This is a genomic window from Streptomyces sp. NPDC126499, assembly GCF_040302485.1.
In the GTDB taxonomy this organism is placed as follows: Bacteria; Actinomycetota; Actinomycetes; order Streptomycetales; family Streptomycetaceae; genus Streptomyces.
This window is the reverse complement of record NZ_JBEOUO010000003.1, coordinates 419,456-441,562: the sequence shown is the minus strand read 5'-3', so window position 1 is coordinate 441,562 and position 22,107 is coordinate 419,456. Positions and strand designations below refer to the sequence as shown.

19 protein-coding genes and 2 tRNA genes are annotated in these 22,107 nt (G+C 72.5%); 9 read left to right on the top strand and 12 right to left on the bottom strand.

The features are described from left to right. Positions 1 to 39 precede the first annotated feature (39 nt). Positions 40 to 113 (bottom strand) — tRNA-Lys (locus ABTZ91_RS06700). Between the two features lie 83 nt (positions 114 to 196). Next, complete coding sequence (locus ABTZ91_RS06695; RefSeq protein ID WP_352076031.1) at positions 197 to 955, bottom strand: IclR family transcriptional regulator C-terminal domain-containing protein; 759 nt, start codon at positions 953 to 955, stop codon at positions 197 to 199. A 308-nt stretch (positions 956 to 1,263) separates the two neighbouring features. Between ABTZ91_RS06695 and ABTZ91_RS06690 the strand changes: the two genes are divergently transcribed. Continuing rightward, positions 1,264 to 2,328: an LLM class flavin-dependent oxidoreductase gene (locus tag ABTZ91_RS06690; protein ID WP_352076030.1), complete on the top strand. Its 1,065-nt coding sequence runs from the start codon at positions 1,264 to 1,266 to the stop codon at positions 2,326 to 2,328. Between the two features lie 248 nt (positions 2,329 to 2,576). Further along, positions 2,577 to 4,277, top strand: coding sequence for a glycosyl hydrolase family 18 protein (locus ABTZ91_RS06685; protein ID WP_352076029.1), 1,701 nt, complete (start codon positions 2,577 to 2,579; stop codon positions 4,275 to 4,277). Positions 4,278 to 4,407: 130 nt separating this feature from the next. Here the strand turns inward: ABTZ91_RS06685 and ABTZ91_RS06680 are convergent, their stop codons facing one another. Continuing rightward, positions 4,408 to 6,162 carry a putative bifunctional diguanylate cyclase/phosphodiesterase gene (locus ABTZ91_RS06680; RefSeq protein ID WP_407077901.1) on the bottom strand — a complete coding sequence of 585 codons (1,755 nt, stop codon included), beginning with the start codon at positions 6,160 to 6,162 and terminating at the stop codon, positions 4,408 to 4,410. Between the two features lie 624 nt (positions 6,163 to 6,786). On the opposite strand from ABTZ91_RS06680, the gene ABTZ91_RS06675 reads away from it, so the two are divergent. Then, positions 6,787 to 8,046: a M6 family metalloprotease domain-containing protein gene (locus ABTZ91_RS06675; protein ID WP_352076028.1), complete on the top strand. Its 1,260-nt coding sequence runs from the start codon at positions 6,787 to 6,789 to the stop codon at positions 8,044 to 8,046. A gap of 86 nt (positions 8,047 to 8,132) precedes the next feature. Here the strand turns inward: ABTZ91_RS06675 and ABTZ91_RS06670 are convergent. The 4 genes from ABTZ91_RS06670 to ABTZ91_RS06655 all read right to left on the bottom strand — a co-directional run bounded on the left by ABTZ91_RS06670 (position 8,133) and on the right by ABTZ91_RS06655 (position 10,493). Then, a tRNA-Lys gene (locus tag ABTZ91_RS06670) sits at positions 8,133 to 8,206 on the bottom strand. Then, complete coding sequence (locus ABTZ91_RS06665; protein ID WP_352076027.1) at positions 8,197 to 8,826, bottom strand: bifunctional DNA primase/polymerase; 630 nt, start codon at positions 8,824 to 8,826, stop codon at positions 8,197 to 8,199. Before ABTZ91_RS06665 ends, ABTZ91_RS06670 begins: the two co-directional genes overlap by 10 nt. 131 nt (positions 8,827 to 8,957) lie before the next feature. Then, positions 8,958 to 9,314: a hypothetical protein gene (locus ABTZ91_RS06660; RefSeq protein WP_352076026.1), complete on the bottom strand. Its 357-nt coding sequence runs from the start codon at positions 9,312 to 9,314 to the stop codon at positions 8,958 to 8,960. Between the two features lie 126 nt (positions 9,315 to 9,440). Beyond that, positions 9,441 to 10,493 (bottom strand): tetratricopeptide repeat protein, encoded by a 1,053-nt coding sequence (locus ABTZ91_RS06655; RefSeq protein WP_407077908.1) that lies wholly within the window; start codon positions 10,491 to 10,493, stop codon positions 9,441 to 9,443. 341 nt (positions 10,494 to 10,834) lie between these two features. Here ABTZ91_RS06655 and ABTZ91_RS06650 point away from each other — a divergent pair, with 341 nt between their 5' ends. The 4 genes from ABTZ91_RS06650 to ABTZ91_RS06635 are packed head-to-tail and all read left to right on the top strand — an operon-like array spanning position 10,835 to position 14,159. After that, the gene (locus ABTZ91_RS06650) at positions 10,835 to 11,179 is read left to right on the top strand and encodes a hypothetical protein (protein ID WP_352076024.1); all 345 of its coding nucleotides are present in this window, start codon (positions 10,835 to 10,837) and stop codon (positions 11,177 to 11,179) included. 18 nt (positions 11,180 to 11,197) lie between these two features. After that, entirely contained in the window at positions 11,198 to 12,688 is a 1,491-nt protein-coding gene (locus ABTZ91_RS06645) for a pyridoxal-dependent decarboxylase (RefSeq protein WP_352076023.1), read from the top strand. Further along, entirely contained in the window at positions 12,685 to 13,350 is a 666-nt protein-coding gene (locus ABTZ91_RS06640; RefSeq protein ID WP_352076022.1) for a hypothetical protein, read from the top strand. Before ABTZ91_RS06645 ends, ABTZ91_RS06640 begins: the two co-directional genes overlap by 4 nt. Further along, positions 13,347 to 14,159, top strand: coding sequence for a phosphotransferase (locus ABTZ91_RS06635; RefSeq protein ID WP_352076021.1), 813 nt, complete (start codon positions 13,347 to 13,349; stop codon positions 14,157 to 14,159). Before ABTZ91_RS06640 ends, ABTZ91_RS06635 begins: the two co-directional genes overlap by 4 nt. Positions 14,160 to 14,352: 193 nt before the next feature. Here the strand turns inward: ABTZ91_RS06635 and ABTZ91_RS06630 are convergent, their stop codons facing one another. From ABTZ91_RS06630 to ABTZ91_RS06615, 4 genes are read right to left on the bottom strand one after another with little or no spacing between them, the layout of a single operon-like run. Continuing rightward, positions 14,353 to 15,684: an AAA domain-containing protein gene (locus ABTZ91_RS06630; RefSeq protein WP_352076056.1), complete on the bottom strand. Its 1,332-nt coding sequence runs from the start codon at positions 15,682 to 15,684 to the stop codon at positions 14,353 to 14,355. Positions 15,685 to 15,695: 11 nt separating this feature from the next. Next, positions 15,696 to 17,279, bottom strand: coding sequence for a hypothetical protein (locus ABTZ91_RS06625; RefSeq protein ID WP_352076020.1), 1,584 nt, complete (start codon positions 17,277 to 17,279; stop codon positions 15,696 to 15,698). Then, a complete protein-coding gene (locus tag ABTZ91_RS06620) occupies positions 17,270 to 18,391 on the bottom strand; it encodes a hypothetical protein (protein ID WP_352076019.1) in 1,122 nt (373 codons plus the stop codon). Before ABTZ91_RS06620 ends, ABTZ91_RS06625 begins: the two co-directional genes overlap by 10 nt. After that, entirely contained in the window at positions 18,324 to 19,265 is a 942-nt protein-coding gene (locus tag ABTZ91_RS06615; RefSeq protein WP_352076018.1) for a phosphatase PAP2 family protein, read from the bottom strand. The genes ABTZ91_RS06620 and ABTZ91_RS06615 overlap by 68 nt, the downstream gene beginning before the upstream one ends. A 144-nt stretch (positions 19,266 to 19,409) precedes the next feature. Between ABTZ91_RS06615 and ABTZ91_RS06610 the strand changes: the two genes are divergently transcribed. Continuing rightward, positions 19,410 to 20,006 (top strand): histidine phosphatase family protein, encoded by a 597-nt coding sequence (locus ABTZ91_RS06610; protein WP_352076017.1) that lies wholly within the window; start codon positions 19,410 to 19,412, stop codon positions 20,004 to 20,006. 60 nt (positions 20,007 to 20,066) lie between these two features. Here the strand turns inward: ABTZ91_RS06610 and ABTZ91_RS06605 are convergent, their stop codons facing one another. Beyond that, a complete protein-coding gene (locus ABTZ91_RS06605) occupies positions 20,067 to 21,362 on the bottom strand; it encodes a tetratricopeptide repeat protein (protein ID WP_352076016.1) in 1,296 nt (431 codons plus the stop codon). A 223-nt stretch (positions 21,363 to 21,585) separates the two neighbouring features. On the opposite strand from ABTZ91_RS06605, the gene ABTZ91_RS06600 reads away from it, so the two are divergent. Then, a complete protein-coding gene (locus tag ABTZ91_RS06600; protein ID WP_352076015.1) occupies positions 21,586 to 22,059 on the top strand; it encodes a hypothetical protein in 474 nt (157 codons plus the stop codon). The last annotated feature ends 48 nt before the right edge of the window (positions 22,060 to 22,107 follow it).

Sequence of the window (22,107 nt, the reverse complement as noted above, 5' to 3'; positions counted from 1 at the left end):
AGGGAGCCCCTCGCTTGCGCGAGGGGCTCCCTTCGTCTGTGCGCCGCCAGGGACTCGAACCCCGGACCCGCTGATTAAGAGTCAGCTGCTCTAACCAACTGAGCTAGCGGCGCCTGCTGACAGAGAAAATACTACCTGGTCCCGAGGGGTGCTCGTGACCACCCGGGACGGGCCCGCTCTCGCCCGGCCGCCGGCCTCAGATCGCCAGCGAGAGCACCACCGGAGCCGCCCTGCGGTTGAGCGTGTCGGCCGCCGAGCGCAGCCGGTGCGCGTGCTCGATCGGCAGGGAGAGCGCCAGGCAGCCCACGGCCGCGCCGGCCGTCAGCGGCACCGCCGCGCAGACCGTGCCCACCGCGTACTCCTGGAGGTCGAGGACCGGGACGGTCGGCGGCTGGCTGTCCAGCTTGGAGAACAGCACCTTCTCGTTGGTGATCGTCCGGGAGGTCAGCCGGGCGATCTTGTGACGGGAGAGGTGGTCCCGGCGTCCGTTCTGGTCGAGCTGCGTGAGCAGGCACTTGCCGACCGCGCTGGCGTGGGCCGCCGAGCGGAAGTCCACCCACTCGTTGACCTTCGGGGTGCGCGGGCCGTCGGCGAACTGGGTGATCTTCACCTCGCCGTCGATGTACCGGCTGATGTAGACGGCGGCGCCGACCGAGTCGCGCAGCTCGGTCAGGGTCTCCTGGAGCTTGCGTTCCAGGGCCTCGCGGCGGGTGGTGCCGGAGCCCAGGAGGACCAGGGAGTCGCCGGTGACGTAGGCGCCGTCGGAGACCTGCTCCACATAGCCCTCGCGCCGGAGCATCAGGAGCAGGGACGACAGATGGGCGACCGGCAGGCCGGTCTCCCGTGCGATCTGCACGTCCGTCACGCCACCGCCGTGCCGTGAGACCGTCTCAAGCACGCGCAGGGCGTATTGCACCGAGTGGAACGGTGCGGTGGGCTCGGGCTTCAGCGCCACGGTTTCCCCCTACCAGGTTGTGACCGCAAGCTTCCGTACCACGATAGCCGCCAAGGCCCCGCTGCGGGGCGGCTGTTGGCGAGAATGATGCGGTGCGCAGGCGCCGTACGCTGGGCCGCGCCACTCTGGCATATGCCATGGTCACAGCCCTTCGGCAGAGACTGAGGTCAGGGCCGTGCGCGGGCTCGTCCGCACGAGCGTTCGGAGCCGTTCCGGACGTGAAGATTTTTTCGGGGAATAACCGGAGACACCCTCCTGTTTGTGGTTTCCGTACGTACTGAGGTCACTGCGCAGGAAGGCACCCCACGGTGAGCGACGCGATTCGAGGAGAGGCGCACGGTACCGCGCCCGTACCGCTGTCCGTGCTGGATCTGGTGACCGTCGGCAGCGGGCACACCGCGAGCCGGGCCCTCGCCACCAGCGTCGGGATCAGCCGGCTCGCCGAGCGGCGCGGCTACCACCGCCACTGGGTGGCCGAGCACCACTCCATGCCCGGCGTCGCGTCCTCCTCGCCCGCCGTGATCCTCGCCCATCTCGCCGCCCACACCAGCCGCGTCCGGCTCGGCTCCGGCGGCGTGATGCTGCCCAACCACGCCCCCCTGGTGATCGCCGAGCAGTTCGGCACCCTGGAGGCCCTCGCCCCGGGCCGGATCGACCTCGGCCTCGGCCGCGCGCCCGGCACGGACGGCGCGACGGCCGCCGCGCTGCGCCGCACCGACACCCTGAACGAGGGCGCCGACGACTTCCCCGAGCAGCTCGCCGAGCTGACCCGCTTCCTGGACGACGACTTCCCCGACGGGCACCCCTACGCCCGGATCCACGCGGTGCCCGGCCCCGTGCAGGGGCCGAAGGGCCGGCCGCCGGTCTGGCTGCTCGGCTCCTCCGGCTTCAGCGCGCGCCTGGCCGGCCTGCTCGGTCTGCCCTTCGCCTTCGCCCACCACTTCTCCGCGCGCAACACCGTCCCGGCCCTCGACCTCTACCGGGACTCCTTCCGGCCCTCGGCCGTGCTCGACGCGCCGTACGCGCTGATCGGCGTCGCCGCGCTCGCCGCCGACGACGCCGCCGAGGCCCACCGCCAGGTGCTGACCGGCGCCCTGTCGATGCTGCGCCTGCGCACCGGCCGCCCCGGCCTGATCCCGACGCCGGAGGAGGCGGAGGCGTACGGATTCAGCCCGGCCGAGCGCGAGTTCGCCGACGGCTGGCTGGCGAACGTCGTGTACGGCACGGCCGACGAGGTGCGCGAGGGTCTGGACGCGCTCCAGAAGCGCACCGGCGCCGACGAACTGATGATCACGGCCAATGTGCACGGCGGGGAGGCCCGGCTGCGGAGCTACGAGCTGATCGCCGACGCGTACGGGCTGCCGGAGGCGTAGAAACCGGGGGAGTGGCGGGCGGGCTGGTCCACCTCGGAGGGCGGCCCGCCCGAGCGCCATAAGTGAACCTTAAACCGCTCGTCACCGATGGTGGCGGGCGGTTCTTTCGTGTGCGGAACCTCTCTGACAAGGGCTTTCTCGCGTCAATTGGTCTAGTCCTCAATCTGGTTCAGACCATTGACGCACTGTTCTTCCGCCGGATATCACTGCTCCAACTTCCGTACCGCCACCCCTCCCGGAGGCCGCACGTGCACCCCCGCAGACCACTGATCGCCGCACTCCTGAGTTCGGCCCTCGCCGCCGGCGCGCTCGCCGCCACGGCCTCCCTCGGCTCCGCGCAGGCCGCCGACACCACCCCCACCGCCGCCACCGCCTCCCCGGGCGGCGTGCGGATCGCGTACTACGACCAGTGGAGCGTGTACGGGAACGCCTTCTACCCCAAGCACCTCGACACCCGCGGCATCGCGAGCAAACTGGACGTCATCAACTACTCGTTCGGCAACATCCACCCCACCGACCTCACCTGTTTCATGGCCAACAAGGCCGCCGGTGACGACAACAACCCCAACGCGGGTGACGGTGCGGGCGACTCCTACGCCGACTACCAGAAGTCCTTCAGCGCGGCCGACAGCGTGGACGGCGTCGCCGACAAGTGGGACCAGCCGATCGTGGGCGTCTTCAACCAGTTCAAGGAGCTGAAGGCGAAGTACCCCCACCTGAAGATCAACATCTCGCTCGGCGGCTGGACCTACTCCAAGTACTTCCACGACGCGGCGAAGACGGACGCGAGCCGCAAGAAGCTCGTCTCCTCCTGCATCGACCAGTACCTGAAGGGCAACCTGCCCGTCGAGGGCGGCTTCGGCGGTCCCGGCACCGCGGGCGGCATCTTCGACGGCATCGACATCGACTGGGAGTACCCCGGCTCCTCCGGCGGCCACCTCGGCAACCACTACGGGCCCGAGGACAAGCAGAACTTCACCCTCCTGCTGGCCGAGTTCCGCAAGCAGCTCGACGCCTACGGCACGGCCAACGGCGGCAAGAAGTACCTGCTGACCGCGGCGCTGCCGGCCGGCCAGGACAAGATCAAGCACATCGAGACCGACAAGATCGGTCAGTACCTCGACTACGCCAACATCATGACGTACGACATGCACGGCGCCTGGGACGGCGACGGGCCGACGTACCACCAGTCCCCGCTCCACCCCTCCCCGAACGACCCGACCGACCCGATCGCGCCGGGCACCGAGAAGTACAGCATCGACAACGCCATCGACTCCTGGATCGACGGCAACCCCGCCTACGGCATCGCGGGCGGCTTCCCCGCGAACAAGCTGACGCTCGGTTACGAGTTCTACTACCGCGGCTGGAAGGGCGTCCCGGCCGGCACCACCCACGGCCTCGCGCAGACGGCGACCGGCGGCTCGGCCGCCCGCCCGCTCAGCCAGCAGGCCGGCATCGCGCACTACAAGGAGCTCGGCGGCATCGTCGACAACGCGGCGACCACCTTCTGGGACGACCAGTCGAAGTCCTCGTACTTCTACAAGGACGGCGAGTTCTTCACCGGTCTGAACCAGCGGTCCATCCAGGCGCGCGTGGACTACGGCAAGCAGCGCGGTCTGGCCGGCGCGATGATGTACTCGCTGCTCGGCCTGGACGAGAACGCCACCCTCCTGAAGCAGATCAACGACGCCCTCGGCGGCACCACCGTGCCCCCGACCACCCCGCCGACCACGCCGCCCACCACGACTCCGCCGACGACCGCCCCGCCCACGACCCCGCCGCCGTCCGGCAGCTGCACCGCCCCGGCGTACGTGGCCGGCCAGGTCTACACCGGCGGCTCGCTCGTCTCGCACAAGGGCCGCACCTGGAAGGCCCAGTGGTGGACCCAGAACGAGGAGCCGGGCACGACCGGCGAGTGGGGCGTCTGGAAGGACCAGGGCGCCTGCTGACCCTCGGCTGAACCCCGTACGACCACGTACGACCATCTACGAAGTCGTACGACCCCGTACCCACCGCGCGCACGACCACTGCCCCCGCCCGGAAGGTCCCTCCGGGCGGGGGCAGTTCCCTGTCCGATCCCTACCGCGCCCGTACGGACGACGGCGCGACGCCGATGAGGGCGGCGATGCCGTCCGGGGGGACCGGGCGCGAGTACAGCCAGCCCTGGCCGGTGTCGCAGCCGATCCGGCGCAGGCGGGTGGCCTGCCCCGCGGTCTCCACGCACTCGGCGGTGACCGTGAGGCCGAGGCGGTGGGCGAGCTGGACGAGTGCCTCGACGATCAGCTCGTCCGCCGGGTTGGCGTGCTCCTCGTCCTGGAAGCCGCGCACGAACGAGCCGTCCAGCTTCAGCACGGAGACCGGCAGCCGGCTCAGATAGGCGAGGTTGGAGTAGCCGGTGCCGAAGTCGTCGATCGCGATCCGCACGCCCATGTCGCTCAGCGCCTGCAGCGCCTGGAGCGGGCGGCCCGCCGAGCCCATCACCGCGGACTCGGTGAGCTCCAGTTGGAGCAGATGCGGGGCGAGCCCGGTCTCGGAGAGGATGCCGGCCACGTCGGCCACCAGGTCGGAGTCCCAGACCTGACGCACCGCCACATTGACGCTGACGAAGATCGGCCGGTCGCGCGGGTGATCCTTCTGCCACTGCCGTGCCTGGTGGCAGGCGGTCCGCAGCACCCAGCGCCCGAGCTCGACGATCGTTCCGTCCTCCTCGGCGATCCCGACGAACCGATTCGGCGCCAGGCTGCCGAACTGCGGGTGGTGCCAGCGCACCAGCGCCTCGACCCCGCGTACCGACCCGTCCGCCAGGTCCACGAGCGGCTGGTACTCGAGGGCGAACTCCCCGCGCTCCACGGCGGGCCGCAGGGTGGAGGAGAGCGCCTGCCGGGTCATCCGGTGGGCGTTGCGCTCGGGGTCGAAGAGCGTCCAGCGGGCCTTGCCGTCGGCCTTGGCCCAGTACAGCGTGGTGTCGGCGGCCTGCATCAGACAGGTGGCGGAGGAGCCGTGGGCCCGTCGCTCGACCACGCCGATGGAGGCGGAGACGGACAGGCGCTGCCCGGACAGGTCGAAGGGCTCCTGGAGCGCGGTGAGGACGGACTGGGCCAGATCGGCGAGCTGCTCGGTGCCGGTGGAGTCCTCGACCAGGATGGCGAACTCGTCCCCGCCGAGCCGGGCCACGAGATGGCCGCCGCCCCGCGTGTAGCCGTAGCTGTCGGCGCACTCGGTGAGCCGGCCGGCGACGGCGGCGAGCAGCCGGTCGCCGACCCGGTGGCCGAGGGTGTCGTTGACCGCCTTGAAGCCGTCGAGGTCGAGGTAGCAGATGCCGATCCGCCCTGTTCTGCCATGCCCGTAGGACTGGTACGACTCGTACGACCGGTCCCGGGCGTCCTCGTCGGCGGGCTCCTCCGCGGGGTCCGCGGGGCCCTCGGCGGCGGCGGTCTCCAGGGCGGCGGTGAGGCGCTCGAAGAACAGGGTGCGGTTGGGCAGCCGGGTGACCGGGTCGTGCATCTGGAGGTGGCGCAACCGGGCCTGGAGTTCGCGCCGGTCGCTGATGTCGGCGACCGAGAGCAGGACGCGCGGGCGGTCGGGCACGGGGGAGACGGTCACCTCGGCCCACAGGGAGCGGCCGTCGGGGTGCTTGAGCCGGCGGGTGCAGCGGAAGCGGGAGCGGCGGCCGCGCAGCACCTCGCGGTAGGCGTGCCAGGTGCGCCCGTCGGACCCGAGGTCGACCAGGTCGGCGGCGGCCTGCTCGCACAGCGCGGCGGGCTCGGTGCCGAGCAGGGTGCCGAGGGCCTCGTTGGCGGCGACGACGACGCCGTCCCGGTCGACCACGGCCATCGCGAGCCGGGCGGCGCGGAAGGCGGCGCGGTAGTCACGGAGTTCGGGGGCGAGGTCGGGATCGGGGCCGGGACGGGGGCCGGGACCGGGGCCTGGATCGCGACCGGGGTCGCGACCGGGATCAGGACCGAGGTTGGGACGGGGGCCAGACTCCGGACCGGATTCCGGACCGGGTTCCGGACCGGGTTCGGGATCGGATGCGGATGCGTGACGCTCTGTGAGCACCGGCTCCGCCGACGGGTGCACCGGTACTTCGGGGGTTCCGCTCACCGCTCGCTCCCGTAGTGCGTTCGGGCCGTACAGATGTGGTCGGAATGGTCGGCCAGGGAAAGTGTGCCGATCATAGAGGCTGGCCCGGGGGCCGTTCCAGCTCCCAGGCCCGCCGTGCGGCCCCGGCGGGCTGTGAGGCTTCCCACCCGCTCACCCGGCCGATCGTTTCTGCGCGGGTCTGACACGGGTCGACGGAGGTCTGACCGAATGTGACTTTCCGTGAGCTGTCGTGCGTCCGTGTCGCGTCGACCCGGCGCGTCCCGCTCACCCGACCGGGGCAGCGGAAAGGTGCGAAACATTACAAACCACCACAAGGTGGGTGTGGTGTCACGCTTTCCGGAGCCGGAGGTCCACGTGAGGGGTCAGCAGCCACCCGGGGGAGTGCAACGCTCGCGCCTGCGTGCCGGCGCGGCTGCCTTCACCTCGCTCGCGGCGCTCGCCGCGACCGGGCTCGTCGCCGGTCCCGCCGTCGCCGCGCCCTCCGCGGGCCCCTGCGCCCTGCCCCGTACGACCGCCCATCACTCGCTCGGCCTCGACACCTGGAACGGGTCCTATCCGCGGCCCACCCGCACCCTCGACGCCGTCATGGTCTTCCTGTCCTTCCCGGACTCCGACCCGCTGATCACCCCCGCCGAGCTGGCCGCCGACCACTTCCCCGGCACGGCCGAGTTCTTCGAGCGCGCCTCCTACGGCCGGTTCTCGCTGCGGGTCCATCCGCAGGCCGGCTGGACCCGGATGCCGCAGGACTCCGGCACGTACGCGATACGGCGTGACTGGAGCGCCGAGCACCGGGCGGCCTATCTGCGCGACGCGATCCGGGCGGCCGACGACTCCGTCGACTTCTCCCGCTACGACATCGTCTATCTGGTCGCCGACCCCGACGCGCCCGGCGTGGACTCCGACGCCACCAAGGTGGTCAACCTGGAGCAGCCGCTGGAGGCCGACGGTCAGGAGATCAAGCGGGTGGTCACGGTCTTCGAGCGCCACCCGCCGGACCGCAATGTGCTCGCCCACGAGACCGGCCATGTCTTCGACCTGCCGGACCTCTACCACCGGCCGTCCGACGGCAAGGGCGACTGGGACACCCATGTCGGCGACTGGGACGTCATGGGCAGCCAGTTCGGCCTCGCCCCGGACCTCTTCGCCTGGCACAAGTGGAAGCTGGGCTGGCTCGACCGCTCCCAGGTGGCCTGCGTCCGCGACCCCGGCACCCATGTGATCGGCCTGGAGCCGGTCGCCGCCGCGCCCGTGGCGGGCGGCACCCTCGGCACCCGCCTGGCGGTGGTCCGCACCGGCGAGGGCAGCGCGCTGGCGATCGAGGCCCGCTCGGCGACCGGCAACGACCAGGACACCTGCACCGAAGGCGTGCTCGTCTACCGGGTCCGCAACGAGGCGGCCTCCGGCGAGGGCCCGGTGGAGGTCGTGGACGCCCACCCGCGCACGGAGGCGTGCTGGGAGCGCTCGGTCTACCCGCCGCTCGCGGACGCGCCGCTGGCGGAGGGCGAGTCCTTCACCGTGCCCGGCACGGGCGTACGGGTGGAGGTCGCCGAGCGGACCCGGGCGGGCGTGTGGACGGTCCGCGTCACGGGCCCCCGGGCACAACCGGTGGAGTGAGCGCGACCTGTGCCGTGATCCCGGACCGGTCCATGGACGCGGACACGAAGAAGCCCCCCGCTTGCGCGAGGGGCTTCTTCCGTCTGTGCGCCGCCAGGGACTCGAACCCCGGACCCGCTGATTAAGAGTCAGCTGCTCTAACCAACTGAGCTAGCGGCGCCTGCTGACGTCGTAGACATTAGCATCCGGATCCGCCGAAGCAAAAATCGATACCCGCACGTCGGCCGCCGAAACCATCCGGGCGGCCCGGACGCAGGCCCAGAGGAGAACCTCGGGTCCGGGCAGCCACGGCCCGAGGGTGTCGGGGGCGACCAGCCAGCGCGGACCCGAGGTGTCCTGCGGGGTCAGCGGGGGCACGGTCACGGCGTCCCCGGTGCCGTGGCAGAGCGGCCGCGGCACGGTGTCCCCGTACTCCTCCCAGTCGAGCAGCGCCGGTAACCGCTGGGCCGTACCGGGCGCGGCGAAGAGCAGCATCCGGCCCCTGTGGACGGCGACGGGCCCGGAACCGGGGCCCTCGGCCCAGAGCCGGTCCAGCATCCGGCGCCCGAAGATCGGCTCCACGTTCACCACGTCGAAGACGCGGCCGCAGGACAGCACGGCCGGGGCGGTGGGCCGCTCCTGCCAGCGCGCGAGCGTGTCGCACGGGCGGGCGGTGGCGGAGGCGAGCCAGGCGGCGCCTTCCTCGGTGACCCGCGCGGGCTGGTGCCGCTCCTCGTCCGGGTCCCGCAGGAAGCGGAAGATCTCGTACGGAGTCGTCTCGTCACGCAGCCACGTCGTCATACGAGAAGGTCTACCGGCTGTGACCGTTCCGTTTCAGCGGGTTGCCGGAAACCCGGACAGGGCGGGGCCGGGGGGAGTATCGTGCGCCCCGGCATATGCCAGTGCGCTGGGCGGCCCGGGTGTCGGGCGGCTCACTCCTCCAGGGCGCGGCCGCCCGTACGGATCAGATCGCGGCCGAACTCGATCATCTTGCGGGCGTAGTCCTCCGTCCACTCCGCCCGCTCGGCCACGTCCGCCGCCGTCAGCCGGTCGAAGCGGCGGGGATCGGCGAGCTGGGCCGCCGCGATCGCCTGGAACTCGACCGCCCGGTCGGTCGCCGCCCGGAATGCCATCGTCAGCTCGGTCGCCCGGGCGAGCAGCTCCCGCGGATCCTCGATCGACTCCAGGTCGAAGAAGTGCTCCGGGTCGGCGGTCGCCTCGGCAGGCTCGAAGACCAGCGGCGCCGGCCTGACCCGCCGCTGCCCACTCCGCTCAGCCGGTTCCGCCATGGTCCTTCTCCTCCTCGCACACACACGGCCCGGACACCCGGGCCACCTCCCATTCTCCCGCGCCTGGCAAGACCACCCCAGGGCCAGAGCCCAACCGACGCTCACGGCGACGGGAGGTGGAGTCCTTCACATGCCGAGTGCGTCGAGTGCTTCGTAAACCGGCACGTCAGGGGCCGTCCGCCCGAGGCGTTCCTTCAGGTCCTGTGCTGCGGTGTTCACCCGGGCCGACTGGACACCTTGCGCGAAGGCGACGAACTCCTCAGCCGAGGCCACGGCGCCGTCCAGGTCGCCCTGCCGCATCTGTACGGTGGCGAGGTCGGCCAGCACCATGGCCCGGGTCCGCCGTCTGTCGATGCCGTGAATGTCCAGGGACAGGTGCAGCAGCTCTTCCGCGGCCGCCTGGTCGCCCAGCCGAGAGTGGATCTTGGCGGACTCGTGCGCCCAGCGGCCGGCGCTGTAATGCGATGCCCACGAGTCGCCCGGTGAGGCGGGAGCCCGCCCGATGGCCTCCTCGGAAGCCGCCAGCATCGCCCGAGCGGTCCGGACGTCGAGGTCCGCTGCTGCCGCCCGGGCGAGGGTGTTGCGGTAGTAGGCGAGGGCCCTGGGGTTGTCGAGCTTCTCTCCCCATGTCACGCACCCCTCGGCCAGGCGGACTCCCGATGCGAGGTGGCCGAGGTCCACAGCCTGATCGGCCAGACCGCGCAACGCGGTCGCCGCTGCCTCACTCTCTCCGGCTTCGGCAGCCAGCTTGAAGGAGTGGACGAAGTACCGCTGGGCCAGTCCTTCGTTCCCCTCGTCCTTGGCCATCCATCCGGCGAGATGAACCAGTTCCGCCGCAGCCGCGAAGAGTTCTCGGCCGACCGCCTCCGTGTAGGTGCCGTCGAGCCAGCGCTGTACGTCCTCGGTGAGGTAACGAACGGTCAGGTGGCGGGCATGTCCACCACCCAGCTCGGAAGCGGCATCGCCGAGTGTCCTGATCATGTGCCGGATGGCATTGACCTCGCCCAACCCCACACGCACGCCGCTGCTTCCGGACGCGCGGCGAGTCACGGCAGCGGCATCGGGGATGTCCAGCGCGGACAGCCCCACGGCGGCGGAAGCCGCTAGGAATACCCGGCGCTCCACGTCATCCCTCCCGAGGCGCATGACTGATGTCACCGTATCGCTTCCGTCCGGCATCTTCTCCTGCGAAAGATCGATGCCTAACACCTGTTCGATGAATGGCAGCCATTCCGTGGGGTGACGCTTCCCGGCCTCCCACCGGTACACCTGCTGGCGATCACAGAACCCCGCCGCCCCCCACCGCGCCATGGAAAGCGCATCCGCCAGGCCTTGCTGGCTCATGCGCGGCCGCCGCGCTCCGCGTGCGGCTCGGATTCGCTCTCCTATCGACATAGCTGTCCGATCCGTCGTCGCCTGGTTCACCGATGGCCTACATCTGGCAGACAGTGCGGCATCTGTCAACGGAACGTCATCGGCGATTGACTCACTGCGACCAATTCCCGACGGAGGAGGATGCCGTGCCCGAGGTCACCCACGAAGACGGTGCTGAGTGCCCCGACCCGCCGCCCGGCGCGCCGAGCCGTGCCCTGCGGCTGCGGGCGGCAGACGGCTGGGAGAGGTTTATGCGCCGTGCCGCCGCGCGACCCGGCCCTGAGAGCGAGGGCCGCGCGGATCGTGGGGGCGACGAGCCGCACCCCCTCCTCGGCAGCCGAGTCCGCGACATCGCGAGCGGAGGCGAGGGCGTGCTCACCGTCGTCACGCACGACGTGCACTCCGGCGGGCGCGAGGCCCACATCGCGCATGTCCGCGCCGCTTCCGGTGTGGAGTGGACCACCGCTGTCGACAACATCCGGATCCCCTGAGAAGTAAGGAGTCACACCATGCCTCTGCTCCATGAGGTGAGCCGCTCCAAAACCCTCGCACTCCTGGGTCGACTCCTCGCCGTCGGCGTCGACTTCAAGCTGGACGATCAGGTCACCCGCAGGCGGCTCGCACCGAGCGAGATGCGGGATCTCCTCGTCACGGATCTTCCGGACGAGTCGACCGGGGTCGACGAGGTCGTACGGGAGCTGGTCGACACCGTCCTTCCGGCGTGCAACAACGAGGCATCGCCCCGATTCCTCGGCTTCGGCCACACCGGTGCCGATCTCGCGGCGCTCGCCGGCGGTCTGCTCGCTCTGTTCGCGCAGCAGAACCTGATCAACCAGTCGTTCGCCGCGCCTTCGGCGACATTCACGGAGATCGCCGTCATCCGGTGGCTTCGTCAGCTGATCGGGTATGCCAACCGGCCCGTGTCGGACGTGACCACGGTGTGGGATGTCGGCGGCGTCGCGACGTACGGCGGCACCGGCTCCAACACCACGGCCATGATGCTGGCCCGCGAGAACATCGCCCCGGGCACCCTGCACCAGGGAGTCGGCGACGTGGCTCGGATGCACATCGTCGTGCCGTCCGGGATCGGCCACTACAGCGTCAAAAGCGCGCTGCAGTGGCTCGGCTGTGGAGACCGGATCATCGAAGTGCCGACCCGCGGATACCGCTTCGACCTCAGGGCACTTGAACAGACGCTGAGGGAACGGCGGGACGAGATCATGGCCGTCGTGGCGTACGCAGGGGACAGCCGTACCCACACGGTGGAGAACCTGTGCGCCGTCCACGACGTCACCCGGGCCGCCGACCCCCGTATCTGGCTCCACGCGGACGCCTGCTGGGGGCTGATGTGCGCCTTCCTGCCGGAACTCGCCCCCAGGCTGGCCGGGATCGAGGCCTACGACTCCGTCACTGTCGACCCGCACAAGGTCATGGACATTCCTTACGCGATGTCCGCCCTCCTCGTGCGCGAGCCCGCCGTGCTGCGCTCCATCTCCTCGTACTCGGACCTGATCATGCAGGAGGACTTCGCCTTCGGCCAGGTCACGCCGTTCATCGGCACCAAAGAATGGTCCTCGGCCAAGCTGTGGACCATGATGCGCGCGCACGGCCGTCGTGGTCTCGCCGACACGATGCGCCACCGACTCGTCGTGACCCGTACCTTCGCAGGCATGGTCGACGACCATCCGCGTCTCCTGCGGCTGAACGACCCGGACATGACCGCCGTCGCCTTCCTGTACCTGCCCGTCGACCACGACCCCGGGCATCCGGACGTCGACCGGATCAATGCCATCAGCAAGCGCATCCACGCCCGCATCCTGGAGGAGGGGCGCTGGCACTTCCACCAGTTCTCGCTCCCCGACGACACCGGGCGCATCCGGCGTGGCGCGACGCTTCACCCGCTCCGATTCATGGGCAACAACCAGCGGATCACCGAGAGCCACATGCGTGACGCACTCGCCTACGTCATGGGTCTCGGCCGCGCGTCGGAGCAGGGATGAACGCGCTCTTCGCCGCCGCCGCTGCGCTGCATCCCGTTCGTGGCGGTTATGCGCTCGCCTACGGCTCCCATGCGAGCCGTCCCCGACCCGCGTCCGATCTCGACCTCTTGTTCACCGGAACCAGGCTCCTGCCTGGCCGCGCTCTCGCACGGCTCATCGACGGTGTGAAGCAGCTCCACATCGACCACGGACTGCCGTTGGACGAAGAGGTCGGCTACGCCTCCAAGCTGTATGCCACCGAACGGGAGATCGCCCGAGCCGCACGACTGGACGGCTTCCTCGGCGTAAGCGATTACGCCGCGCCGGTGGGCGACCCGGACGCCTTGAACGCGCCGGCGTTCAAACTGCGACTCGTCCTCAACGCCCTCACCACACCGCACGTCTTCCTCACCGGTGACATCGATCTCTACCGGCGTCAGACCGCGGACGCCGAGCGAGGCTGCGCGCTCCTCGCACTGCGGATCGCCGCTGCCCGAAAAACCACGCTGGGACAGGCCACCGACGCCCTACTGTCGTCTCCCGAGGGGCTGACGGGAAAGCACTTCCTGGGCTATCGGCCTGGCCCGCACCTGTACGCGGTCGTTCGCCGGGGCATGGCACACCTCGAACGGGAGCACCTGGTCGCGATCGACCGCGACACGATCACCTGGAGGCCGACGTGACCAGCCGCGTCTGGGACGACCTTCCCCCCGCCGTGCGCCGCCGCCTCGCCGACCGGCTTGCCGCCGTCGGGCCGGCCGTAGCCGTCACGGGTGGCTTCACCCCCGGCGTACGGGTGCGGATGAGGGCGGCGTTCGGCCGCGACGTGTTCGTGAAGGCCATCCCCGCGACGGATCCGCTGGCTTCGATGTACCGCGCGGAGGCGGCGGTCAACAGAGGCCTCCCGCCAGGCGTCGGCCCTCGACTGCTGGCGGTGCTGGATGCGGACGGCTGGGTGGTTCTGGCGTTCCACTACGAGGAAGGGCGCCACCCCGATCTGTCACCGGGGTCCTCCGACCTGGCGTCCCTCATGGACGCCGTCGCGGCACTTCACACCACCCTCACCCCCTCGCCGTTCCCCTTGGCGCCGGACTTCGTGTCCCACCCCGTGGCCGAGCGTGCCGCCGGCCATCACGAGGCGATGCGTGGCGACACCCTGCTGCACTGTGACATCCGCTCGGACAACGTCCTGATCGGCGACCGCGTTCTCTTCGTCGACTGGGCCCTGGCCCACCGGGGGGCCGCCTGGCTCGACGTGGCGCTGATGGTTCCGCAACTGATCATGGCCGGACACGGCCCGGAGAGTGCGGAGGAGTGGGCGGCCAAGGTACCCGCTTACGCCGCCGCTCCCCAGGCAGCTGTGACGGCCTTCGCGTCGTCGATCACCGGCTACTGGGCGCAGCGTCTGGACCAGGGGGTAAAGGAACTGCGCCAGTACCGGCGACGCGCCGTGGAGGCCGGCCGCGCGTGGCAGGCATGGCGCAACGCCTGAGCCTTCTCGGGGCCGCCTCACGGCGTCCAGCTCACCCGGTGTTCCGCCAGGTGGGACAGCACCGCGTGGTTGGCCTCCCAGCCGTCCGGGGCTGTGTTCCTTGGCGCCTCCGGCGGCGTGCCGGACTCCGTCCGGCGAAGGGAGCCGGTCGCCGGGCCCGGAGGCATCGGGGGTTCGCGCGGCCATGCCCGCCTCACGGCGCCCAGCTCACCCGGTGTTCCGCCAGGTGGGAGAGGACCGCGTGGTTGGCCTCCCAGCCGTCCGGGAACTTCACCGTGACGCCCAGCTGGACCGGTTCCGTCGACGGGTGTTCGTCGAGGAGGTCGGCGACGCCCGCGCGGCAGACGACGACGCAGGCGTGGCGGTGCCGGGAGGCGAGGACGCAGAGGCGGCCGGTCTCCAGGTGGAAGGCGGTGGCGTCGGGGCGGCCGGAGAGGGGGTGCAGGACGACCGTGACGTCGTACTCGCGGCCCTGGAGGCGGTTCGCCGTGTCCACGGTCACACCGGAGACGCCCAGCTCGGCGAGGGCCGCCCGGACGGCCGCCGCCTGGTCGCGGTGGGCCGTGCCGACCGCGATCCGGTCGGGGGTGAGCGGCACCGGGTCGGGGGAGCGCTCGCTCACCGACACCCCGCCGCGGTCCAGGAGACGGCGTACGACCAGGGCGACCGCCCGGACCGCCTCCGGATCGGTCCGGGGGGTGTGCCGGGCGGGCAGTTCGAGCAGCCCCCAGCCCGACTCCGCCGCCTCGTCCAGGACCCGGTCCGGGCCCGAGCCGTCCGAGGGCACCCCGAAGGAGAGCCTGCGGTCGCCGTGGCCGGTGCCGCTGCGGAACGGCGTGTACGGATAGAAGGCGTCGGACACCAGCGGGGCGGCCGACGCCGGAAGCCGCCAGGACACCGGCAGGCGGTGCTGCGGCAGGTCCGGGTTGTGGGCGAGGAGGGTGCTGACGGCGGAGGCGGACGGGTCGTACGACAGGCCCGCCCACTGATCCGCGCCCACCACCGAGAACGGGTCCAGCTGCCCCGGGTCGCCCACGAACAGCGCCCGCTCGAACAGGCCGGCCACGGCGAGCAGCGCGTCCGAACGCATCTGGTACGCCTCGTCCACGATCGCGTGCGCCCACGGCTCCACGTTCTTCACGTGCGCCCACTTCGCGGCCGTCGACACCACCACCGGCAGCCCGGTCAGATCCGCCGCCTTCGCCGACTTCCGGACCTGCTCCAGGCCGTCGAGGGCCTTGTCGTACGGATCGGAGTCGTTCGAGTGGAGCCGCCCCACCGGCAGGCCGGGCCGCTTCTCCGCGATCCGCAGCACCAGATCGTCGACCTGCGCGTTCGTCTGCGCGACGACCATCAGGGGGCGGCCCGCGTCGGCCAGTTCGAGGGCGGCCCGCACCACGAGCGTCGACTTGCCCGCGCCCGGCGGGGAGTCGACGACCACACCGCGGGCGTCCCCGTACAGGGTGCTCGCCAGGATGGCGTCCGTCGCCCGCGCGGCTTCCGCGGACGGGTCGAAGGCGGTCACGGAACGGCGGCTCACAGCAGGTCCTCGGGGGTCACGGCATCGGGCGGTTCGACGGCGTCCGCGCGCGGCGGGCCGCCGTGGGTCCAGGGGGTCTCCTCCGGGTCCGGCAGCTTGGCGCCCACCCGCTGGTCGTGCTCGAACAGCGTCCAGACGATCCGCTCGCCCTTCTCCGGCACCGAGCCCTCCGCCGGCTCCTTCGCGCGGCCCATCCTGTCCGTCAGCCGCAACACCAGGGACCCGTCGGGCTCGCGCTCCACGAACTCGGCCGTCTGCGGCTTGCCGTCCAGCGACCGGTACACCTTCACGCCGCCGCCCAGGTGCGGCCGGTCGTCCGTGCGGACCGTGAGCAGCGGGCGCGGACGGTTCTTCTCCGTGTACGCCGGGGTGACCTCGACGACCTCCGCGACGAACGCCTCGCCCGACAGCCGCCGCCCCGCCATCACCAGCGGGTCGTCCAGCGCCTCCTGCGCCTCCAGCCGGCCCTGCGCCTGCTCGCGCGCGGCCAGCTTCTGCGCGGCGGTCACCGCGTCGTCCCGGCGCGGCTGCGGCGGCTCGCCCGCAGCGATCCGGTCCCGGTGGCCGGTGAACGACCAGCGGTCGCGCGTCCAGCGGTCGGCGACCCGCGCGCCCTCCGGCAGCTCCCGCAGCAGGTCGAGCGCCCGCCACACCGCCTCCCACGTGGGCTCCAGCTGGGACAGGACCAGCCGGCGGATCTCCCGCTCGGCCCGGTGCAGCGCGGCGAGGCCGTCCTCCGCCGCCCCGCCGTCCTCGGCCGCGCCGAGTGCCTGCCGGGCCCGGTCGTAGGCCTCGATCGCGGGGGCGAGCAGCTTGTTGTCGAAGGCCGGGTCGGTCGCCGGACCCGCCGGCGGGCACAGCAACTGCCCCCGCGCGTCCCGCCCGAGCTCGGCGCGCAGCGCCGCCTCGGCGCCCGACTCGCCGGCGGGCGGGTCGATCCAGGCGAGCAGCGCGCCCAGGTGCTGGTCCTCCAGAGAGGACTGGCCGGTGGCCCAGTGCCGGTTGAGCAGGTCCGTCGCCGCGACCAGCAGCGAGGAGCCCGGCACCCGGGCCCGCTCGCCGAGATGGGTCAGCCAGCGGCCGAGCAGCGGCACCCGGGGCGGCGCCGGGAAGGGCGTGTCCGGGTCCTGCTCCGCCGTCCGCCGGAACCGGGTCGACCGGCCGAGCAGGCGTACGTACTCGATGCCCGCCCGGCTCGGCACCACCACCTGTGGCGCGTCCGCGCACAGCTCGACCTCGACCTTGACCTTCTTCCCGGTCTCCGGGTCGGTCTCGTTCCTCTCCGCCGCCTCGACGTCCTCGGTGAAGGAGTCGACGTACGGCAGGACCTCGTCGGCCAGCTCGGCGAGGAACGCGAACCGCAGGTCACGATCGCGCGGCTGCGGTACGACCAGCAGCCGGGGCTCCCGCGGATCCGTGCCCACCAGGGCCCCGAGCGGCGCACCCGCCTCGCCCGCGGTCGTGAGCGGCACGAGGACCAGGGGCCGCCCGGACAGGTGCCGGTGGCGCACGGTGGCCAGCGGCTGCGCCCGGCCCGCCTCGACGGCCTCCATCCGGGCCAGGGTGGAGATCAGCGACATGCCGCCGCCTCCAGCGCCTCGGCCCGCAGCGCCCGCGCCCGGCGCAGCGCCCCGACCGCCGGGTCGTCGGGGTCGCCCGCCTCGCCCCGCGCCGCCGCCAGGACCGCGCCGATCGTCGTCAGGCCGCCCAGCTCGCCCCGCACCGACCGGCCGAGCGTCGCGACCACGTCCGCGGCCCGCGCCCGCTCCCGGCAGTGGAAGGCCAGCTCGCAGGCGGACAGGCACTCCGGCGCGTACGCGTGCGGCACGCACTCCACCGCCGCCGCCAGCTCCTCGGCCGAGCACTCCGCCACGTCGAAGGTCACGCCCTCCGGCAGCGTGTCCGCGATCTCCTCGATGCGGGTGAGCCGGGCGAGCTGGCGCCGGGTCACCGACAGCTGCTTGCGGACGTCCACCGCCGAGGCGGTCGGCAGGTTGGAGAAGTCCTTGGGGCAGACCAGCAGCACCGCGTGGGCCACCGCCGCGCCGTCCGTGACGGCGGCGACGTGCTCCAGGGCGAGCACGTAGACCGCCGCCTGACGGGCCGCCGCCCCGACCTTCGACGCGTCGGCGGAGCCGTCGATCATCGGGAAGGACTTGATCTCCACGACCGTCCACCGCCCGTCGGGGTGCACCACCACCGCGTCGGGCTCCAGATAGACGGGAGAACCGGCGACCTCCAGGGCCAGCATCGGATGGTCGAGGAGCGCCCAGCGGCCGGCCGCCGTCGCCTCGCGCAGCGCGAGCGCCGTGCGGGCCGCCCGGCCCTCGGGCCCGGCCGCCGCGAGCTCCGGCAGGTCCACCTCGGAGGGCTCCTCGATCCCGAGCAGCCGCAGCAGCTCCCGGCCCCCGTCCGCCTTCACCTTCGCCTCGAACGCGTTGCCCCGGGCGATCGCGAACTGCGACTGGCCGAAGCCCGACGGGGCGCCGAGCTTCGCGGCGAGCGCGGTCTTGTCGACCCCGGCGCCGTCCAGGATCGCCCGTCGCCGGCAGCCGGGATTGGCGGCCAGCGCGGCCAGTGCCCGCGCGTCCAGCGGACGCGGCACCAGGGCCGGTCCGCGCAGCTCAGCGAGCCGATGCCGGAGTGTCGTCTGCGGCGGCCGGTGCGGGCCGCTGCCCAGGGATGCGCTCACCCGCGGAAGTCTCCCATCCGCCACTGACAAGCGGGGAGTTTCGGCGGGATTCGCCCCTGAACATCCCGCCGGACGTCCCGTCGGGCCCACCACGGGACATCCCGCCGGACGTCCCGCCGGGCCCACCACCTGTCATCCCACCGGACGTCCGGTCGAGCACGCGGTCGGCCAGGCGCGTCGCGTACGGCGCGAGCAGCAGGCCCGCCCCCATCACGGCCGCCCCGGCGACCGCGTCCAGGAAGTAGTGGTTGGCCGTGCCCATCACCACCAGGACGGTGAGCAGCGGGTAGGCGACGCCGAGTGCCCGGAGCAGCGGCGTCCGCCCGTACCGCCACAGCATCACCCCGCACCACAGCGCCCAGCCGACGTGCAGGCTGGGCATCGCCGCGTACTGGTTGGTGAGCCCGCCGAGACCGCGCGGCGCGCTCGCCTCGCCGCCCCACCAGCCGTACGCGCTGAACCGCGCCATCGTGTCGACGAAGCCGTGGCCCGCGTCGAGCAGCCGGGGCGGGCAGGTCGGCAGCAGGGTGAAGCCGACGAGGCCGAGGAGGGTGGAGACCGTCAGCCAGGTGCGGGCGGCCCGGTAGTGCGCGGGACGGCGGCGGAACAGCCAGACGAGGACGGCCGGGGTGACCAGGTAGTGCAGGGAGGCGTACGCGAAGTCGGCGGGGATGCCGAGGGCCGGGGTCGAGGTGAAGAGACGGTTCAGCGGGTGCTCGGCGTCGATGCCGAGGGACTGCTCGAAGCGGAGGATGGCGAGGCCGTGGTCGACGGCGGCTGCCACGTCCCCGCGGGCGAGCAGCCGGCCGCAGGAGTACGCGGCGTACACCAAGGCGATCAGTATGAGCTCCGTCCACCAGCGTGGCCTGCGCATCCGTGATTCCCCCCGCTCGTCGCCGACCGTGGAAGGACGCCGGACAGCGGGCGGAGGTTGCCCGGAGGCCACCGGGAATTCGGCTGGAGGACGGGTGGGCGATGATGGAGGTGCACCTGTTCCGTGGACCCCTGGAGAGCCTTCATGGCACCGCGCATCCTGCTCGCCCGGCACGGCCAGACCGAGTGGTCGCTGCTCGGCCGTCACACCGGCAGGACCGACATCCCTCTGCTCGACGAGGGCCGGCGCGGCGCGAAGCTGCTCGGCGAGCGCCTCGGGCGCGGCCCGTGGGCCGGCTTGGAGGGCGTCGAGGTGCGCACCAGCCCGCTGGTGCGGGCCCGGGAGACCTGCGAGCTGGCCGGTTTCGGCACGCGGGCGGAGAACTGGGACGCGCTGATGGAGTGGGACTACGGCGCCTACGAGGGCCTGACCCCGGCGCAGATCCAGGAGCTGCGTCCCGGCTGGCTGATATGGCGCGACGGCGTCCCGGAGGGAGAGACGCGCGCCGAGGTCTCGGCCCGCGCCGACCAGGTCGTGGAGTGGGCCCGCTCGGCCGACCGTGACGTCCTCGTCTTCGCCCACGGCCACATCCTGCGCACCATCGGCGCCCGCTGGCTGGGCGAGGACATCTCCTTCGGCGCCCGCATCCGCCTCGACCCGACCAGCCTGTCGGTCCTGGGCTGGGCGTACGGCGCCCCCGCGATCGAGCGCTGGAACGACACCGGTCACCTGGAGCGGTAGCCGGTCACCCGGAGCGGTGGAACGCCTCTCCGGTGATCCCTGCCGCCGTGGCGCGGCGGGTCAGTACGCGGCGAGCACCCGGCGGGTCTCCGACAGCATCCGCCGGATCCGGGCGGACTCGACGCCGTCGAGGGAGTCCTCCACCCGCTCCACCTCCGCCGCGGCCTCCTCGGGGCGGCCCGCGTGCGCGAGGTCGCCGGCGAGCTGGGCCCGGTAGAGGGCCAGGTTGCGGGCGAAGTGGGGGTTCTGCAGCACCGTGGCGCGCCGCGCGTGGCGGGCGGCGCGGGACCAGTCGCCGAGCAGCGACCAGCACTGGGCCTCCAGGGCCTCCAGCTCGGGCTCGCCGAAGAAGGACATCCACTCCGGGTCGCGGTCGCCGGGGCCGCGCTCGAAGAAGGAGTGGGCCCGGCCGAGGGCCTGCGCGCAGGCCGAGCGGTCGCCGAGACCGGCCCAGGCCCCCGCCTCCCGCAGGGTGAGCAGGGCGAGCAGCCGGGCCGAGCCGAGCGGCTCGGCGGCCCGCAGTCCGGCCTGCGCGGCCCGTACCGCCTCCCGGTACCGCCCGGAGTCCCTGGCCAGGAACGAGGTGTTGCAGAAGGCGTGCGCCTCCAGGGCCGCGTCCCCGGCCACCCGGGCGGTGGCCAGCGCCTCGGCGTAGTGGGAGCGGGCGTCGTCGAGGCGGCCCGAGTCGTGGGCGAGCCAGCCGACGGAGATGGCCAGCTCGCCCGCGCCGTGGTGCAGCCGGTCGGCGGTGGAGCGGCGGGCGGTGACGCCCGCGTCGAGCAGGGCGTAGGCGGTACGGAGCGGCTGGGTGGCCCGCCGGTAGAGGCCGTCGGCGCCGTGCCGGTCGTCGAGCAGCCGGATCTGCCGTACCGCGTCCTCGACGGCGCGGACCTCGGCGTCGCCGACACGGTGGACGCCCCGGGGGGCGGGGATGGCGGCGGCGGGGCCGCCGAGTCCCAGCGAGGCGGCCGCCACGGTGACGGTGCCGCCGGTCATGAACGCGCGACGCAGCACGTCGCTCTCCTCATCGTTCCGGGTGGTGATGGCGAGGGGCGGCGGTCCCCCGGCCGCCGCCGCCACGGCGGCCGGCCGCCGGCCGCGCACGGCCTCCCGCGCCGAGAACCCCAGGTCGGCGAGGCTGAGCCCGGGGAACATGTGCAGGAAGACCCGCTCGTACGCGTAGTTCGGGCAGCGGATCTCGCCCGCTTCCACGCGCCCGATGTAGCGGGCGTCGCATGCGACCTGCTCGCCGATCTCCCGCGCCGCCCGGCGGACGAGCGCGGCGAACTCCGCCGGTGAGCGCTGCCCGCGGAGCCTGCGGAAGGCGAGATTGGGAACTGCCCGTGACAACGCCATGGCCGAGCCCTCTCCTGGTGCTGCCGGTGTTCCGGCGGGCAAGAACGTACCTGCTGTGACCGCTCGCACACGCGGAGTTTGGCAACAAATCGGATATCTCGCCCGCGATCTGCCATGAACTGCCATCCTTTGCGGCGGCGTGCCGCCGTAGCCGTTGACGCGCACGGGCGTTGAACCATGCGGAGAGACGGAACGTGTCTCCTCAGGAGCGAGGAGGGGTCCCATGGTGGAGACCGGAGCGATCGGGGTGACCGGATCGCAGTCGACCGAGCGGCACACGCCCACGCAGGACGTCAGCGCGTCCCCCGCGTCCTGCGCCTTGGTCGGCGAGCCCTGTGACCTGGTGACCGTGCCGGCCCGGCAGGGCCTGGAGGCCGTGGATATCCTGCGCCGCGGCGGCGCCCCGGCGGTCGGCCCGGTGCTGCACGACGGCGCCTGCGACACGCTCGGCTTCCTGGTGCCGCCCGGCACGGCCGCGGCCTGGGACATGCCGGGCAGCGCCTGTACGAGGACGGACGGCCGCGGGCTGCGGCTGCCGCACGCGCCGGAGCTCCCCGGCCCCGACGGCGCCACCCCCCGCCCGGCCGACTGGCTGCTGCCGCCCGGCGACAGCGGCCAGGTCACCGACCCCACGATGCTCCGCGAGGCCCTGGGCCAGGCGGCCCGCCTGATCGAGGCGGCGGACGGCTGCCACTAGCCCGGCCCGGTCCCGCTCCGCGACTTGATCGGCACCGTGCACGGCCCG

Excerpts from the sequence above, each read along its gene's own strand:
- ABTZ91_RS06625 (WP_352076020.1), bottom strand. The coding sequence starts at position 17,279 with ATGTCGCTGATCTCCACCCTGGCCCGGATGGAGGCCGTCGAGGCGGGC.
- ABTZ91_RS06680 (WP_407077901.1), bottom strand. The coding sequence starts at position 6,162 with ATGGCCGTGGTCGACCGGGACGGCGTCGTCGTCGCCGCCAACGAGGCC.
- ABTZ91_RS06665 (WP_352076027.1), bottom strand. The coding sequence starts at position 8,826 with ATGACGACGTGGCTGCGTGACGAGACGACTCCGTACGAGATCTTCCGC.
- ABTZ91_RS06615 (WP_352076018.1), bottom strand. The coding sequence starts at position 19,265 with ATGCGCAGGCCACGCTGGTGGACGGAGCTCATACTGATCGCCTTGGTG.
- ABTZ91_RS06600 (WP_352076015.1), top strand. The coding sequence starts at position 21,586 with ATGGTGGAGACCGGAGCGATCGGGGTGACCGGATCGCAGTCGACCGAG.
- ABTZ91_RS06645 (WP_352076023.1), top strand. The coding sequence starts at position 11,198 with ATGCCTCTGCTCCATGAGGTGAGCCGCTCCAAAACCCTCGCACTCCTG.
- ABTZ91_RS06655 (WP_407077908.1), bottom strand. The coding sequence starts at position 10,493 with ATGCCGGACGGAAGCGATACGGTGACATCAGTCATGCGCCTCGGGAGG.
- ABTZ91_RS06640 (WP_352076022.1), top strand. The coding sequence starts at position 12,685 with ATGAACGCGCTCTTCGCCGCCGCCGCTGCGCTGCATCCCGTTCGTGGC.
- ABTZ91_RS06660 (WP_352076026.1), bottom strand. The coding sequence starts at position 9,314 with ATGGCGGAACCGGCTGAGCGGAGTGGGCAGCGGCGGGTCAGGCCGGCG.
- ABTZ91_RS06610 (WP_352076017.1), top strand. The coding sequence starts at position 19,410 with ATGGCACCGCGCATCCTGCTCGCCCGGCACGGCCAGACCGAGTGGTCG.
- ABTZ91_RS06605 (WP_352076016.1), bottom strand. The coding sequence starts at position 21,362 with ATGGCGTTGTCACGGGCAGTTCCCAATCTCGCCTTCCGCAGGCTCCGC.